13 protein-coding genes are annotated in these 16,061 nt (G+C 40.1%); 6 read left to right on the top strand and 7 right to left on the bottom strand.

Translation table 11 applies throughout. From position 1 onward, the window contains the following. Positions 1-91: 91 nt before the first annotated feature. From yidC to rpmH, 4 genes are read right to left on the bottom strand one after another with little or no spacing between them, the layout of a single operon-like run. Entirely contained in the window at positions 92-1,843 is a 1,752-nt protein-coding gene (yidC, locus tag ABDV70_RS12580) for a membrane protein insertase YidC (RefSeq protein WP_343598219.1), read from the bottom strand. 2 nt (positions 1,844-1,845) lie between these two features. Beyond that, on the bottom strand, positions 1,846-2,169 hold the full coding sequence (gene yidD, locus ABDV70_RS12585) for a membrane protein insertion efficiency factor YidD (RefSeq protein ID WP_343598220.1): 324 nt from the start codon (positions 2,167-2,169) through the stop codon (positions 1,846-1,848). A 9-nt stretch (positions 2,170-2,178) separates the two neighbouring features. After that, positions 2,179-2,571, bottom strand: a complete 393-nt coding sequence (gene rnpA, locus ABDV70_RS12590; protein WP_343598221.1) for a ribonuclease P protein component — start codon at positions 2,569-2,571, stop codon at positions 2,179-2,181. A 33-nt stretch (positions 2,572-2,604) separates the two neighbouring features. Beyond that, complete coding sequence (gene rpmH, locus ABDV70_RS12595; protein ID WP_000831329.1) at positions 2,605-2,739, bottom strand: 50S ribosomal protein L34; 135 nt, start codon at positions 2,737-2,739, stop codon at positions 2,605-2,607. 663 nt (positions 2,740-3,402) lie between these two features. Here rpmH and dnaA point away from each other — a divergent pair. The 4 genes from dnaA to gyrB all read left to right on the top strand — a co-directional run bounded on the left by dnaA (position 3,403) and on the right by gyrB (position 9,898). Continuing rightward, positions 3,403-4,803 carry a chromosomal replication initiator protein DnaA gene (gene dnaA / locus ABDV70_RS12600; RefSeq protein ID WP_343598222.1) on the top strand — a complete coding sequence of 467 codons (1,401 nt, stop codon included), beginning with the start codon at positions 3,403-3,405 and terminating at the stop codon, positions 4,801-4,803. A 353-nt stretch (positions 4,804-5,156) separates the two neighbouring features. Continuing rightward, a complete protein-coding gene (dnaN, locus tag ABDV70_RS12605; protein WP_343598224.1) occupies positions 5,157-6,305 on the top strand; it encodes a DNA polymerase III subunit beta in 1,149 nt (382 codons plus the stop codon). A 13-nt stretch (positions 6,306-6,318) separates the two neighbouring features. After that, entirely contained in the window at positions 6,319-7,413 is a 1,095-nt protein-coding gene (gene recF, locus ABDV70_RS12610) for a DNA replication/repair protein RecF (protein WP_343598226.1), read from the top strand. 16 nt (positions 7,414-7,429) lie between these two features. Further along, on the top strand, positions 7,430-9,898 hold the full coding sequence (gyrB, locus tag ABDV70_RS12615; protein WP_343598227.1) for a DNA topoisomerase (ATP-hydrolyzing) subunit B: 2,469 nt from the start codon (positions 7,430-7,432) through the stop codon (positions 9,896-9,898). Between the two features lie 66 nt (positions 9,899-9,964). Here the strand turns inward: gyrB and ABDV70_RS12620 are convergent, their stop codons facing one another. Both ABDV70_RS12620 and ABDV70_RS12625 read right to left on the bottom strand, forming a co-directional pair. Further along, on the bottom strand, positions 9,965-10,507 hold the full coding sequence (locus ABDV70_RS12620) for a VTT domain-containing protein (RefSeq protein ID WP_343598228.1): 543 nt from the start codon (positions 10,505-10,507) through the stop codon (positions 9,965-9,967). A gap of 270 nt (positions 10,508-10,777) precedes the next feature. Continuing rightward, positions 10,778-12,715 carry an ATP-binding cassette domain-containing protein gene (locus ABDV70_RS12625; protein ID WP_343598230.1) on the bottom strand — a complete coding sequence of 646 codons (1,938 nt, stop codon included), beginning with the start codon at positions 12,713-12,715 and terminating at the stop codon, positions 10,778-10,780. 209 nt (positions 12,716-12,924) lie between these two features. On the opposite strand from ABDV70_RS12625, the gene erpA reads away from it, so the two are divergent. Next, the gene (gene erpA, locus ABDV70_RS12630; protein WP_343598231.1) at positions 12,925-13,260 is read left to right on the top strand and encodes an iron-sulfur cluster insertion protein ErpA; all 336 of its coding nucleotides are present in this window, start codon (positions 12,925-12,927) and stop codon (positions 13,258-13,260) included. A gap of 114 nt (positions 13,261-13,374) precedes the next feature. Here erpA and ABDV70_RS12635 read toward each other — a convergent pair whose 3' ends face one another. Further along, on the bottom strand, positions 13,375-14,502 hold the full coding sequence (locus ABDV70_RS12635; protein ID WP_343598232.1) for an anhydro-N-acetylmuramic acid kinase: 1,128 nt from the start codon (positions 14,500-14,502) through the stop codon (positions 13,375-13,377). Between the two features lie 60 nt (positions 14,503-14,562). Between ABDV70_RS12635 and tyrS the strand changes: the two genes are divergently transcribed. Next, a complete protein-coding gene (gene tyrS, locus ABDV70_RS12640; protein ID WP_343598233.1) occupies positions 14,563-15,795 on the top strand; it encodes a tyrosine--tRNA ligase in 1,233 nt (410 codons plus the stop codon). Positions 15,796-16,061 lie beyond the last annotated feature (266 nt).

Genomic DNA, 16,061 nt, shown 5'->3' on the forward strand with positions numbered 1-16,061 from the left:
CTAAAATTCAAAATACAAAGTAAAAAAATCCGCCTAAGATTACCATCTTAAGCGGATTTATTCAGCTTCTGTACGCGTTCAGCAATACAAATTAAGCTTTGGCTTGTGCCTCGCGTTGTTTTTTCACGCTACGACCAATGAACCACTGTTGAAGAATCGTCAAGCTGTTGTTCACAATCCAGTAAAGCACGAGGCCCGCAGGGAAGAACAGCATGAATACAGTGAAAATGATCGGCATTAAGCGGAAAACTTTCGCTTGCATTGGATCGGCAGGTTGTGGATTCAGCATTTGCTGAATATACATGGTTGCGCCCATCAATAATGGCAGAATAAACCATGGATCCATTGCAGATAAATCCTGAATCCAGCCTAACCAAGGGGCATGGCGTAATTCAACGCTTTCCATCAATACCCAGTAAAGGGCAAGGAAAATAGGCATTTGCAAGAACAATGGTAAACAACCAGATAATGGGTTTACACCTTCTCGTTTATAAAGCGCCATCATTTCCTGAGAGAAACGCATACGGTCATCGCCAAACTCTTCCTTCATGCGTTGCATTTCAGGTCCAATGACACGCATTTTTGCCATAGAGCGATAACTTTTTGCAGACAATGGCCATAAAATCATTTTAACAACGATAGTCAGTAAAATGATTGACCAGCCCCAGTTACCCAAGAATTTATGGAAAGTTTCCAAACCAAGGAATAACAATTTAGCAATAGGCCATAACCAACCATAATCAACAGTTTGGTTTAAACCAACAGCAAGATCTTTCAATTCAGATTGAACTTTTGGTCCTGAATACAAGGTTGCATTCACTTCCATTGCTGTGCCAGCAGGAACATTAATCGCTGGTGAAGTAAAACCAATCACATTCATGTTGTCGCCGACTTTACGTGACTGTAAAGTTGCAGTGAACGGTTGACCATTTGCTTGCGTTAACTTCAATGTTCCTGGAATCCAAGCACTTACAAAATAGTGCTGAACAACAGCAACCCAGCCACCTTTTGCCTGAACATTTAACTTATCATCATTAAAGTTCGCAAACTTTAACTTGTTATAATGTTTATCAGGTGTGCCCCAAGCTCCACCCAAGTAAGTTCCAAGCTGGAAAATCCCTTGGCTTGATTTACCTGGATCGGCAGAATCATCACGCTTTAACTGACCAAAAAATTGACCTTGCCAGTTTTGTCCACTACGGTTAACAACTTTGTAATCGACACCAATTGGATACTGACCTTGTTTAAAGGTAAAAGTTTTAATAATTTCCACGCCATTTGCGGTTTTATACACCATTGGCACGGTTAAAACTTTCGCCGTTTGGCCATTTTCAGTTGCAGCTTTTGCATCAGCTAAAGAATAATTGGCTTTCTCAACTTCAAATGTTGGACGACCACTTGCACTACCATCTGGCCCATTGATACCAATTAAACCAGATTGAGCGACATACGTTCTTTTCGCATCGCTTTCAAGCATTACGAAAGGTTGGTCACTTCCTTTACTTTCATCATGACTTAATAGTTCAAGACGAACAACATCTCCACCCTTTGGACTAATCCAAAGACGATATAAATCAGTTTGTACAGTAATTAACTGCTGATTCGTGGCTGCTGATGTGTTGCTTGCTTGCGCTGTAGCAGTATTTGCCTGTGGCACATCGGTAGGTGCTGTATTTTGGCTATTTGGCAAATCAGCAGAAACATCATGCGATACCACGGCAGAATTTACCTGTTGTGGTGCAGTATTATTGGCATGACCATAATCTTTTTGCCAAGCTAAAATTAGCAAGTACGCGGTAACCAACATGGCACCGAGAATCGCAAATCTGGCCCATTGTTGCATAGCTATGACCCCAAGTAGTTAGAGCGGTTTTTATTCAATAAACGTTCACGAAAGGGTACTGCAATGTGAAGCGTTTGAGAATCGATTGGCTGAAATGAAATAAAACGAATTGCTTTTATGGGCACAGGATCATACCCCGACCCTCCCCACGGATGACAACGACAAATACGTCGGGTAGACAGCCACAAGCCACGTACAGCGCCATGCCTTTGTAGTGCTTCCAAAGCATATTGTGAACAGGTAGGAATGTAGCGACACCGAGGTCCAAGTAAAGGACTAATCGCGATCTGATAAAGTCGTATGAACCAATGTAGTATACGAACCATTGGCCAACTCTACTTTGGTGAGGAAATTATCGTATTGTTTTGAGATTTATTTGCAAGGCGGTACAGTTTTTGCCAAGCAAACTTCAATTGCTGATGCAATTCGGCATTAGATATCTGTTCAATACCTATTTTAGGCATAACCACAATATCCAGTACGCCAAGGCGATGCTGGTGCAAGCGAAAACTCTCTCGAGCAATGCGTTTTATTCGATTTCTTTCGTGCGCACGACGAACCTTTTTCTTCGCAACAACGATCCCTAAACGACTGTTCAGTTGAATAGAGGGCTTTGCGAGAAAAAGAAAGTGGGGCTGATGCACTTTAAAAAGCGCACCATCGAACACACCTTTGTAATCTGCAGCACAGCGTATTCGAGCCTCTGTGCTGAAACTATAAAGTGTCATAACACCCAAATCGATGAAGCATTAACATGTAAATTATACAGTTAAGCTATGACGACCTTTAGCACGACGACGAGCAAGAACTTGACGTCCTGCTTTAGTTGCCATACGAGCACGGAAACCATGAACGCGTTTACGTTTTAATTCAGAAGGTTGGAAAGTGCGTTTCATATAGAAACTCCCAAAAATTGATCTATATAAAGGCTCGCGATTTTATGGTGCATTGCCACATATGTCAATGAAAAACCCATTTTTTGCACGTTTTATTACATATATTCATATTTATCTATTTAAAGTAAACCGTAGATATTTCCAATAAAACTAAAAATATTCACAAGACAACATCATGATTTTTATATAGACTTGTTTTTATAAACAACTTATCTCCAGTGTTATTAACAAGACACATCTAAACTCAAGAGTCGTTTTTAAATTTGAATTTAAATTCATTCGAGAGTAAAGATATCCACACCAGAATGCATCCCTTATAAATAAATTCAAATTTAGAAATTTAAATTTATTATTATTAGGACCTGAAATTTCTGTGGGAAACCGGTTTTTAAATTTAAAAAACATAAACATACATTGTGGATATCTATGTTTTTATGTTTTTTATGGATTGTGGATAAGTTTATGTGTTATTTTATCCACAGCTTGTCTTAAAACTTATCCACATCGGGTTTTGAATTCAAAATTAAACCTGAGGAGTTGTTTTTTGTGCAAACAGTTATCTTTTTTATGACAGATGTGGATAACTTCGATAGAATGGCGACCCCTTCGTGTTAAGAGGGTGGTTTTTGAATTTAAATTGATCTGAATAAATAGGGGTTTCACATGCTTTGGACAGAATGCTTAACTCGCTTGCGACAAGAGCTATCTGATAATGTCTTTGCGATGTGGATTCGCCCATTGGTTGCTGAAGAGCAAGACGGGACATTACGTCTATATGCGCCGAATCCTTATTGGACACGTTATATTCAAGAACATCATTTAGAATTAATTTCTATTTTGGCAGAGCAATTGTCTGAAGGTCGTGTCCGTCAAGTCGAGGTTTTGGTCGATTCACGTCCCGGTGCAATTTTAAAAGCCAGCGAACAACCTGCAACCACAACAGCAGCATTACAAAATGAACCAGCTTCACGTTCAACCCCAGTTGCTGCAAAACGGGATCAGGAGCAGACTGCACTAACTGCGCCTGCTAAAATTAATAAAAAGCGTCAACTTAACCCCTTATTTACCTTTTCACTTTTTGTTGAAGGGCGTTCAAACCAGATGGCAGCTGAAACTTGCCGTAAGGTATTGACGCAACTCGGAGCATCTCAACATAACCCTTTGTTTTTATATGGCCCAACAGGTTTGGGTAAAACACATTTGATGCAAGCGGTGGGAAATGCATTACTACAAGTGAAGCCAAATGCACGTGTGATGTACATGACCGCAGAAAGTTTTGTACAAGACTTTGTGAGTTCGTTGCAAAAAGGTAAAGTTGAAGAATTTAAAAAGAATTGCCGTTCACTCGATTTATTGCTGGTCGACGATATTCATTTATTGGCAGGTAAAGAAGCCAGTTTAGTTGAATTTTTTTATACATTTAATGCTTTGCTTGACGAGTCAAAACAGATTATTTTGACATCAGATCGTTATCCAAAAGAATTAACAGAGCTTGATCCGCGTTTAGTTTCTCGTTTTTCGTGGGGATTATCTGTTGGAGTTGAACCACCAGATATTGAAACACGTATCGAAATTTTGTTAAAAAAAGCAGAAAGTAGTGGTATTGATTTGCCTCGAAACTGTGCATTGTTTATTGCTCAACAAGTTGTTGCAAACGTGCGTGAATTGGAAGGTGCTTTAAATAAAGTTGTTGCAATCTCACGTTTTAAAGGTGCGCCAATTGACTTGGAAGTGGTTCGCGAATCATTAAAAGATGTGTTGGCGATACGTGCGCGCACCATCAGTACTGAAAATATTCAGCGTGTTGTGAGCGAATATTTCCGTATCCCATTAAAAGAACTTGTCGGGCCTAAGCGGACACGTATTTATGCACGCCCTCGCCAATTGGCGATGGGGTTGGCTCGTGAATTAACAGGAGATAGTTTTCCTGAAATCGGCATGGCGTTTGGTGGACGTGATCATAGTACTGTGATGCATGCCTGTGAAAAAGTACAAAGCCTTCGAGAAGAAGATCCTGTTTTTAATGAAGATTATAAAAACCTAATGCGGTTGTTACAAAGTTAGGTGATTTATTCTAAGGGGGAGCTAAAAAAGCTGCCCTTTGTATGATTTATATTTTTTAGGCTACGCCGTTATAAAGTCTTGATTTAGATTGACTAAATTTTGATTTTTTATTCTAAATATTTTTTTAATCACGATTATTGAAGGCATAAAACGACGGGTGAAATGCTGAAAATTTAAAGTGATTGTACTATCTATTTGAAAATGAAATGACTTTAGTTATGACGGGACTTGTGATTTAAAGTTGTGTAAAACAGAAGTCCTATTTCCACTTTTTTACCATCAATTTCATCATAATTTTAGCCTAATTTAGGTTAGAATAGTCCCAGTTTTTATTTGAGTTTAAGGGTTAAAACGTGCGTTTAAAGATCGCGAAAGAGAGTTTGTTAAATGTCCTCTCTCATGTTGTGGGTGTGGTAGAACGTCGACATACCTTAAATATTTTATCTAATGTCAAAATTCAGGCTTCTGCTCAGGCTTTAACCATTACGGGTTCCGATTTGGAAGTTGAATTGGTTGCAAGTATGCCTTTTGCAGATGGTGCATGTGTGCAATCGGGTGAAACAACTGTACCTGCGCGTAAACTGATGGATATCTGTAAATCACTGCCTTCAGCGGCGTTAATCGATTTACAAATTACAGAAGATCAGCGTTGTATTTTAAAGTCAGGAAATAGCCGATTTGTACTTGGGACGTTACCTGCTGAAGACTATCCGCTGTTAACGACAGAAACGACACAAGGGACTCAAGTACAAGTTACGCAACGTGAATTAAAACGGTTATTTGAAAAAACCTCATTTGCTATGGCTGTGCAAGATGTACGTTTTTATTTGACAGGTACATTGTTAGAAATTGATCAAAATCAATTACGTGCCGTCACAACCGATGGTCACCGTTTGGCTTTGTGTGAAACAGCAGCAAGTTCAACTTCAAATCAATTATTGCAGGCTATTGTTCCACGTAAAGCAGTGGGTGAATTACAGCGTTTATTAAGTATTGAAGATCAGCCATTAACCGTTTTAATTGGTCGTGAATTGTTGAATGTTACGATTTCAATGCCAAGTCGTGACAAAGAGCAGGGCGATGTTACTGTACGTTTCACGACAAAATTGATTGATGGTAAATTCCCTGATTATCGTCGTGTAATTCCACGTGGTGGTGATAAAAATGCGATAATTGCCCATGATTTGTTTAAACAATCATTACAACGTGTGGCAATTTTGAGTAATGAAAAATTACGTGGCGTTTTTCTGAATTTTTATACAGATACTTTACAATTACGTGCCAATAACCCTGAACAAGATGAAGCGATTGAAGATATTGTGATTCAGTATCCAGGGGAAGGGCTTGAGATGTCTTTTAATGCACAATATTTGCTGGACGTTTTAAATGCATTGGATGGTGATGATGTCACTATGATTATGACAGAGGCGAACCAGTCGGTATTAGTACAAGATCCTGCATACCCTGACCAAACTTATGTGGTCATGCCGATGCGGGTTTAATCTCATCCTGTCTATGTCGATTTCACGTTTACATATCGAACGTGTACGTAATATTCAAACGGCTGCATTGCATCAATTGCAGCCGTTTAATGTTTTTTATGGCAAAAATGGTTCAGGAAAAACCTCCATTTTAGAAGCCATTCATATTTTGGCGACAGGACGTTCCTTTCGTACCCATATTCCTAAAAACTATATTCAGTTACAACAGTCCGATGCCTTGATTTTTGCACAGTCTGATCAAGAAAAAATGGGTGTTCAGAAGTTCATTACAGGTGAGCAACTGATTAAAGTCAATGGTGACAGCATTGCAACGCAGGGACAGCTTGCTCGATTACTTCCTTTACAGTTGATTGATCCGCTCAGTACCGACATTATTGACTATGGTGCAAAACCAAGACGGCAATTACTGGATTGGTTGATGTTTCACGTGGAACCTGATTTTTATCATGCTTGGCAATATTATGCCCGGGCACTCAAACAACGAAATACGCTGCTTAAAACACAACGGCAGCTCAAGTTGCAAGATTTGGAACCGTGGAATCAAATGCTGGCAGAATATGGTGAATTACTGCATTCGCAGCGCTTGGGTGTGTTACAACAGTGGCAAGTGTTTTTTCAGCAAGATTTACAAATATTACTGCCTGATCTTGAGATTAAAATTGAATATAGCGCAGGCTTTCATCCTGAAATAGGACTGCTTCAGGACTTACAACAGGCACACACCAAGGATGTCGAACGTCGTTATACTGAATATGGGCCGCACCGTGCGGATTTACGCTTTAAAACCCCAATGGGGGATGCTGATGTTGTACTTTCACGCGGGCAAAAAAAGCTGTTGGTTATGGCGCTAAAACTGTCACAGATTGCAATGCTACATGCGAGTAATAAGGAAACTGTGGTATTATTAGATGATTTGACAGCGGAACTCGATTTGACCGCACAACGACGTTTAATTGAGCGTTTAAGCCAACTTGGCAGTCAGGTGTTTTTGACGACTTTAGATCATGTTGCGGTACAACAACATTTACATGATCTGTCTATTTCTTATCAATTATTCAATGTTGACAATGGTCAAATCCATACTGTTGCTGTTGAACCAACCATTTAATGACTAGGGAGTAACCATGAGTTCAGAGTCTCAATCTGCTTCTCAAACAGAACAAACCAATGAAAAGGCTTATGATTCCTCTAGTATCAAGGTATTAAGAGGTTTGGATGCCGTTCGTAAACGTCCGGGCATGTACATTGGTGATACCGATGATGGCACAGGTCTACACCACATGGTTTTTGAGGTAGTTGACAATGCAATCGATGAGGCTTTGGCAGGGCATTGTGACGAGATCATCGTTACAATTCATGAGGATGAATCAGTCAGTGTTTCAGATAATGGTCGTGGTATTCCAACCGATATTCACCCAGAAGAGGGTGTTTCTGCTGCGGAAGTGATTTTAACCATTTTGCATGCTGGCGGTAAGTTCGACGATAATAGTTATAAAGTATCTGGTGGTTTGCATGGTGTGGGTGTTTCTGTTGTAAACGCCTTGTCGAGTAAATTACAGCTCATCATTTATCGTAATGGGCATGCGTATGAGCAAGAATATCAACATGGCGATCCACAATATCCATTACGTGTGACGGGCGAAACTGAAAATACGGGAACAATTGTACGTTTTTGGCCAAGCGCTGAAACTTTTAGCCAAACCATTTTTAATGTAGATATTTTGGCGCGTCGTTTACGTGAGTTGTCGTTCTTAAATGCTGGTGTTCGCATTGTTCTACGCGATGAACGTATTAATTTTGAACATGTCTACGATTATGAAGGCGGTTTATCTGAGTTTGTTAAATACATCAACGAAGGTAAAAACCATCTTAACGAAATTTTCCACTTCACTACAGATACTGAAAATGGCATTGCTGTCGAAGTTGCATTGCAGTGGAACGATAGTTATCAAGAGAATGTGCGTTGTTTTACCAATAACATTCCACAAAAAGATGGTGGAACGCATTTGGCTGGTTTCCGTGCAGCATTAACACGTGGTTTAAACAGTTATCTTGAGAATGAAAATATTCTGAAGAAAGAAAAAGTCGGCGTTACGGGTGATGATGCTCGTGAAGGCTTAACTGCGATTATTTCTGTAAAAGTGCCAGATCCGAAGTTCTCTTCGCAAACCAAAGAAAAACTGGTTTCAAGTGAAGTTAAACCTGCAGTAGAGCAGGCGATGAACAAAGAATTTTCTGCATATTTGCTTGAAAACCCTCAGGCAGCAAAATCAATTGCAGGCAAAATTATTGATGCAGCCCGTGCGCGTGATGCAGCCCGTAGAGCACGTGAAATGACACGTCGTAAAAATGCGCTAGATATTGCTGGTTTGCCTGGTAAATTGGCCGATTGTCAGGAAAAAGATCCTGCACTTTCTGAACTTTACTTGGTCGAAGGTGACTCTGCGGGTGGGAGTGCCAAACAAGGGCGTAACCGTAAAATGCAGGCGATTTTGCCATTAAAAGGTAAAATCCTGAACGTGGAACGTGCCCGTTTTGACAAGATGATTTCGAGTCAGGAAGTTGGCACACTGATTACTGCATTGGGTTGTGGGATTGGCCGTGAAGAGTATAACCCTGACAAATTACGTTATCACAAAATCATCATCATGACCGATGCCGACGTCGATGGTTCACACATTCGTACTTTGTTATTAACCTTCTTCTTCCGTCAAATGCCTGAACTGGTTGAACGTGGTTATATTTATATTGCTCAACCACCTTTGTATAAGTTGAAAAAAGGGAAAAATGAGCAATATATTAAAGATAATGATGCTTTAGAAACCTTCCTGATTTCAAATGCTATTGATGAATTGGCTTTGCATATCAGTGCCGAAGCACCCGCGATTACAGGTACAGCATTAGCTAAAGTGATTCAGGATTATCAGGTTTCACAAAAGAGTTTAACCCGTTTGACACAGCGTTATCCTGCCAGTCTGTTAGATGGTCTGTTAGAGCTTGAGAATTTTAAAGTTGATCAGAATCACGATCAAAGTTACGTGCAAGATTGGGCAGAGCAACTGCAAGCTGCAATTGTGAAATTGCAACCAAGTTTACGTCCTGAAGTTTCTTTGGAAACATTTGAAACTGAAAGCAGTGAAGGCGTAAAAGCTGCGCATTATTGGCCACGTATCACGATTTATGTGCACAACTTACCGCATCATTATTTACTAGATGCAGGTCTGTTAAATTCGGCTGAATATGCCCGATTGCTGAAAAATTCGAAGAGCTGGTTTAGCCTACTTGAAGACGGTGCTTATTTGCAAAAAGGTGATCGCCGTGTTGCCGTGAGCAATTTCCACCAAGTTTGGCAACAAATTATTCAAGATTCTCGTCGTGGCATGATGATCCAACGCTATAAAGGCTTGGGTGAGATGAATGCTGAACAGCTTTGGGAAACGACAATGGATCCTGAAAACCGTAATATGCTTCAGGTGACGATTGATGATGCTATTGAAGCAGATCGCATGTTCTCATGTTTGATGGGTGATGATGTGGAGCCACGTCGTGCCTTTATTGAAGAAAATGCACTCAATGCAGATATTGATGCCTAAATATTCAATTTAGATCAAAAAAATAGCATCTTTCGGGATGCTATTTTTTTTATATATGTTAAGGAATTAACCCAATAATCGTAACGTGTTGCCAAAACCATAACCGATGCCAATCAGCAGTGAAATCCAGATAAAGGCACCAATGATGTTATACATCAAGAACAATAGATAGTTCATATGGCTAGAGCCTGCTGCAAAAGGTGCAAAAGAACGGGCAAAAGGAATAAATCGGGCAAGAAGTATGGTTTTTCCACCATGACGTGCAAAGTAGTCATGTGTTTTATATAAATATTCTTGTTTAATAAAACGTGACTTTACATTCAGGACTCTGCAACCGAGTGACTTCCCAATATGGTAGTTGACGATGTAGCCTAATGTTGCTGATATAAAAAGTAAAAAAATAATCTGCGACACATGAATGGTGTCTGATGTGGCACAAAGTGCACCAATCGCTAACAGCAAACTATCCCCAGGTAAAAAAAACATAAAGATGAATGCTGTTTCAGCAAAAATAATGCAGAATAAAATCGCATAGATCCAAACCCCATATTCCTGTAATAGGACAGGGAGGTAATGCTCAAAACTCATCAAAAAATCAAAAAAATCCATTCGATGGCTACGATCCTGAAAATGGTATTCGACTGGCTCAATAACATGATTTAAATACAATATTAATCTTTATTGTACAGACCTCATGAGATGTAATGAGTGCAGGAGTATAGCGACCTTAATCTTAATGCTCAATGCGTTGCTGATATTTTAAACAAATGTATCAAAATATGTAAACAATTCGTGATATCAGGAAATACACATTACAATCTACAAAATATTAACACAGAAAACTCAGTGAAATGTCTGAGTTTTCTGTGGCTTCAGCGGTCAACTTTCAAATGAACTTTCTAACTCTTCAAGTTCCATCATAAACTCAAGCAGTTGTTCCTCTGCTTGAACAACTTGGGTTTTAAGCTCGGTTTGCTCATTCATCAGCTTTAAAAGTTCATCTTTACGGTTTGCCTCATAAAGAGAGCTATCCCCCAATAGATGCTCGATTTCAGCGAGTCTTGGCTGTAATTTTGCAACTTTGGTTTCAGTATTTTCGATATTTTTGCGAATCGGACGTGTTTGCTCACGACGACGAGCAGCTTCTTTACGTTGAGCTTCTTTATCTGTTTTTGAAATAACAGGTTTTTCTTCTACTAAAGATTGAACTGGCGTAGTGAATTGCTGTCCATTTTTGATGATGTCCAAGCGTGCTTGACGTAACCAATTGGCATAGGCAGCTAAATCACCTTCAAATTCTTTGCTTTGACCAGCATGAACTAAAAGAAGTTCATCACAGACGCTGGCAATGAGCTGGCGCTCATGCGATACCAGTACGACAGCCCCTTCAAAGTCCTGTAGTGCCATGGTGAGTGCATGACGCATGTCTAAGTCTAAATGGTTGGTTGGTTCATCTAGAATCAGTACATTTGGGCGTTTCCAGACAATGAGTGCTAAGGCTAAACGTGCTCGTTCACCACCTGAAAAACTTTCAGAAGGTGTATCCATGCGTTCGCCACTAAAGCCGAAACTGCCCAAGAAAGAGCGTAAAGCGGCTTCACTGATTTTAGGATCAGCAATACGGGAAAGTTGTAACATTGGACTGGCATTGCCATCTAGCGCATCCATTTGATGCTGGGCAAAGTAGCCAATATTGAGGAGTTCCGATGCCTTACGATGACCACGTATTAACGCTAAGTCGCCAACAAGTGATTTAATTAAGGTTGATTTACCCGCACCATTCATGCCCAATAAACCAATACGACTGGTCGGTGTAATCTGCAAATTAACATTGGTTACAATGAGTTTATCGCCATAACCAATATCTACATGTTCCAGTTCCAGTAATGGGGAACTCATTTTGGTCGGTTCACGGAAACTAAAGGTAAATGGTGTATCGACATGCGCGGCAGAAAGTTCCTGCATGCGTTCGAGCTGTTTGATACGGCTTTGAGCCTGCTTTGCTTTTGTTGCTTGGGCTTTAAAACGGTCAATATATTTTTGCAAATGTGCACGTGTTTCGAGCTGTTTTTCGTAAGCCTGTTGCTGTTGAGCAAGCCGTTCACTACGAGTACGTTCAAAGGTCGAATAGTTACCTGTGTATAAAGTTAGTTCTTGATTTTCAATATGTAAAATATGATCAGTAATGGCATCAAGGAAGTCACGGTCATGCGAAATTAAGACCAACGTCCCTTCATAAGCTTTCAGCCAATCTTCTAGCCATAAAATTGCATCCAAGTCCAAATGGTTGGTTGGTTCATCGAGCAACAATAAGTCAGAACGGCTCATTAGGGTACGCGCCAAATTTAAGCGCATCCGCCATCCACCTGAAAAACTGGCAACACTGAGTTCAGATTGATGTTCAAAAAATCCGAGACCTGCCATCAGTTGAGAGGCTTTAGAGGGGGCAGAATAACCGCTAATTTCGTCAAAACGGCCATAGAGGTGTGCCAGTTCATCATTACTGAGCTGATCAGGATGATCCAGTTTATGTTGAATATCCCAGTATTCCTCATCACCTGAGAGCACGAAATCAATTGCTTTCATGTCCAGCGCTTCAATTTCCTGTGCCATGTGTGCCACAGTCCAGACATTTGGACGAGTTAAAGAACCACCATCTGACTCCATACCACCAAGTAGGGCTGAAAATAGGGTAGATTTACCTGCACCGTTAACACCAGTTAAACCAATTTTCCAACCTGGATGCAGCTGCATCGAGGCTTTTTGAAATAAAACACGTCCACCGCGACGTATGCTGAGTTGCTCAAGTTGAATCATAAGTTGGTCTAATTGGTTTGAAGTTGCGATATTTTAATCGGGATTGGGCAAGAACGCCAAACTCATACTAAAGTGGATTCAAAAAATGCTGAATAAAGCCGAGTATTTTTATCGGTTTTGAAATGCACAAGATTTATCCCCATATAGATTGTGTTATAATCGCACTTGAATTGCGCCGTTTTTGCAACTTGTTTTGAGGAAAGCCCATCATGAATGCTCAAGCTTTAGAGATTACAGATAATGCTGCTAAAAAAGTGCGCCAACTTCGTGACAGTGAAGGCAACCCAGAATTAATGCTGCGTGTTTATGTTACAGGTGGCGGCTGTTCAGGATTCTCATACGGATTTAATTTTGCTGATTCAGCAAATGAAGATGATGCTGCATTTGAAAATGGCGACGTAAAAATGTTGGTAGACGCTCTGAGTTATCAATATTTGGTTGGTTCTGTGGTTGACTATGTCGAAGGTTTGGAAGGTTCACGTTTTATCGTGCAAAATCCAAATGCAACGACAACCTGTGGTTGTGGTTCATCGTTTTCAATCTAAATTCAGCCAAGCAGTAAAAAAAGCGACTCACCATTGAAAGTCGCTTTTTTTATATCTATGTATTGTAGAGCAGAGGCTTTTTATTCATTACCTCTACCTCTTAATTACATAGAGCTAATTCGCCGTGATCGTACCTAAAACTCGAAAACCATTTGCGCCAGTCACAGCAGGTAAATTGCCACTTTGTTTATGAATAAAACGCATGGCTAACCAAGCAAATGCGGTTGCTTCCACCCATGTTGGTGATAACCCAAGAACATCGGTTGGTTGGACTGACCAATGATGTTTACGTAAACGCCAGCGTAATTGCTCTAAAAGATGCGAATTATATGCGCCACCGCCACAAACATAGACTTCACCATTTTCTAAACCAGAACGATAAATTGCTTTTTGAATCGCCCGTACTGTCAATTTAGCTAAAGTTGCTTGAATATTTTCGGGGATATCTTCTAACTCGTTGTAGCTAATATCATTACGCCAATCAATAATTTGGTCATCTAGCCAATCAATATTAAAATCTTCGCGTCCTGTGCTTTTGGGTGGCTCTTTCGCAAAAAAATCATGAGTATATAAACGATCCATCAATGGACGAATTGGTGTTCCATACGCAGCCCAATCGCCATTTTCATCATACGGATGACCTGTATAACGCTCACACCATGCATCCATTAAAATATTGGCAGGGCCTGTATCAAAGCCATATACGGCTTCAGGCTGATTGGCTGGCAAAATACTGACATTGGCAATGCCACCTAAATTTAAAATCACCCGATCAATCGAAGCGTGTTGAAACAATGCCTGATGAAAAGCAGGAACCAAAGGTGCACCTTGACCACCTGCGGCCATATCGCGACGTCGAAAATCCGAAATAACAGGAATTTGTGTGATCTCACTGATTAAGTTCGGGTCGCCAATTTGTAGTGTAAAACCATGTTCTGGTCGATGGCGTATTGTTTGACCATGGCTGCCAATGGCTTTAATGTCGCTACGATTTAAATTATTTTTTTCAATTAATTGATTAATTCCCTGACCAATCATGGTTGCAAGCGCAACATCGGCTTTCCCCATACGGTCAATTTCATTATCACCTGGCAACGTCAGTGCCATTAATTCATCCTGAAGATCAGGATCAAAAGGAATGGTAAGGGTCGCATGAAGCTGTAACGGATCAAAAGACGCTGCTACGATATCCACACCATCCATACTTGTTCCGGTCATTACCCCAATATAGATCTCTGACATAGCAACAAAGCCTGCAATATGCTGAAAAAGTGTTAGTATATCGCACAAATTGAATAACTGATGTGTTTGGATTTTGTGATGTCGAATTTCTTACCAGCCGAAGAACAGCTTGCCCTGATTCAACGTGGCACGCATGAAATTATCTCTGAAGAAGATTTACTTAAAAAATTGAAAGAGAACCGCCCATTAAAAGTAAAAGCAGGATTTGATCCAACAGCGCCAGACCTGCACCTTGGGCATACTGTTTTAATTAACAAACTAAAAACCTTTCAAGATCTTGGTCATGAAGTACTCTTCCTGATTGGTGACTACACCGCGATGATCGGTGATCCAACAGGAAAAAGCGCAACACGTCCGCCGTTATCACGCGAACAGGTACTTGAAAATGCCAAAACATATCAAGAACAAGTGTTTAAAATTCTAGACCCGAAAAAAACCAAAGTGGTCTTTAACTCAGAATGGTTCGCTCAAAAAACTGCGGCTGATTTAATCCAGTTGGCATCTCAGCAAACCGTTGCACGTATGTTAGAACGTGATGACTTCACTAAACGCTACAACAACCAGCAACCGATTGCTATTCATGAATTCTTGTATCCATTGGTACAGGGCTATGACTCTGTTGCTTTACATGCGGATGTAGAGCTTGGTGGTACAGACCAAACCTTCAACCTATTAATGGGACGTACTTTACAAGGGCGTTATAATCAAGAAGCACAAGTGTGTATCACCGTACCTATTTTGGAAGGTTTGGATGGCGTGAACAAAATGTCCAAATCTTTAGGCAACTATATTGGTGTATTTGATGCACCAGGGGCAATTTACCAAAAAATCTTATCAATGCCAGATAGCTTGATTGAACGCTATTTTGATTTGCTTAGCTTCAAAACCATTGAAGAAATTCAAGCTTTACTAAAAGAAATGGCTGAAGGACGTAACCCACAAGAAATCAAACGCATTCTTGCACTTGAACTTGTAGAGCGTTTCCATGATGCAGAAGCTGCAGAAAATGCACATAAAGGTGCAGGAAATATCATTACTGAAGGTGAGCTACCAGAAGGCACACCAGAAATCACCATTTCACGAGGTGAATTTGGTGGTGAACTCTTTATTGCGTCTATCGTACGTGCCGCAGGCTTAGCCAAAAATGCGGCTGCTGCTAAAGATGCAGTCGCGCGTGGCGCAGTAAAAGTTGATTGGAATGTTGTTGATGCGGGCTATTCTGTTAAAGAAAACAAAACATTGATTATTCAATCAGGTAAAAAAGCCATTGCACGCGTTACTTTTACGGACTAATTTGAAAAAGTAACTGTAATTTTAAAAGGCAATCTTCTAATAGATTGCCTTTTTTATGCGAAAAATGATGATAAAAAGTACAAAAGAAGCAAAATAGCTCAAAAAGCGTTCTCTTGAATAATAAAACTAAAAAAAGGGGTTGTATTGGGATGAGAATACTGTAGAATGCACATCCATCGGCGGTGATGCAGATAAAAACTTGTTGATTAACAAGGATTTAGCTTGATAGTTAAATTTTTAGATTGATTGGATGAGTTTTAAAAAAT

It is taken from the genome of Acinetobacter sp., assembly GCF_039596015.1.
Taxonomy (GTDB): Bacteria; Pseudomonadota; Gammaproteobacteria; order Pseudomonadales; family Moraxellaceae; genus Acinetobacter.

What these genes read in the sequence shown, in the direction of transcription:
- recF (WP_343598226.1), top strand. Translation starts at nt 6,319, where the DNA reads ATGTCGATTTCACGTTTACATATCGAACGTGTACGTAATATTCAAACG.
- gyrB (WP_343598227.1), top strand. Translation starts at nt 7,430, where the DNA reads ATGAGTTCAGAGTCTCAATCTGCTTCTCAAACAGAACAAACCAATGAA.
- rnpA (WP_343598221.1), bottom strand. Translation starts at nt 2,571, where the DNA reads ATGACACTTTATAGTTTCAGCACAGAGGCTCGAATACGCTGTGCTGCA.
- yidC (WP_343598219.1), bottom strand. Translation starts at nt 1,843, where the DNA reads ATGCAACAATGGGCCAGATTTGCGATTCTCGGTGCCATGTTGGTTACC.
- erpA (WP_343598231.1), top strand. Translation starts at nt 12,925, where the DNA reads ATGAATGCTCAAGCTTTAGAGATTACAGATAATGCTGCTAAAAAAGTG.
- tyrS (WP_343598233.1), top strand. Translation starts at nt 14,563, where the DNA reads ATGTGTTTGGATTTTGTGATGTCGAATTTCTTACCAGCCGAAGAACAG.
- rpmH (WP_000831329.1), bottom strand. Translation starts at nt 2,739, where the DNA reads ATGAAACGCACTTTCCAACCTTCTGAATTAAAACGTAAACGCGTTCAT.
- ABDV70_RS12635 (WP_343598232.1), bottom strand. Translation starts at nt 14,502, where the DNA reads ATGTCAGAGATCTATATTGGGGTAATGACCGGAACAAGTATGGATGGT.
- dnaA (WP_343598222.1), top strand. Translation starts at nt 3,403, where the DNA reads ATGCTTTGGACAGAATGCTTAACTCGCTTGCGACAAGAGCTATCTGAT.
- yidD (WP_343598220.1), bottom strand. Translation starts at nt 2,169, where the DNA reads ATGGTTCGTATACTACATTGGTTCATACGACTTTATCAGATCGCGATT.
- ABDV70_RS12620 (WP_343598228.1), bottom strand. Translation starts at nt 10,507, where the DNA reads ATGGATTTTTTTGATTTTTTGATGAGTTTTGAGCATTACCTCCCTGTC.
- ABDV70_RS12625 (WP_343598230.1), bottom strand. Translation starts at nt 12,715, where the DNA reads ATGATTCAACTTGAGCAACTCAGCATACGTCGCGGTGGACGTGTTTTA.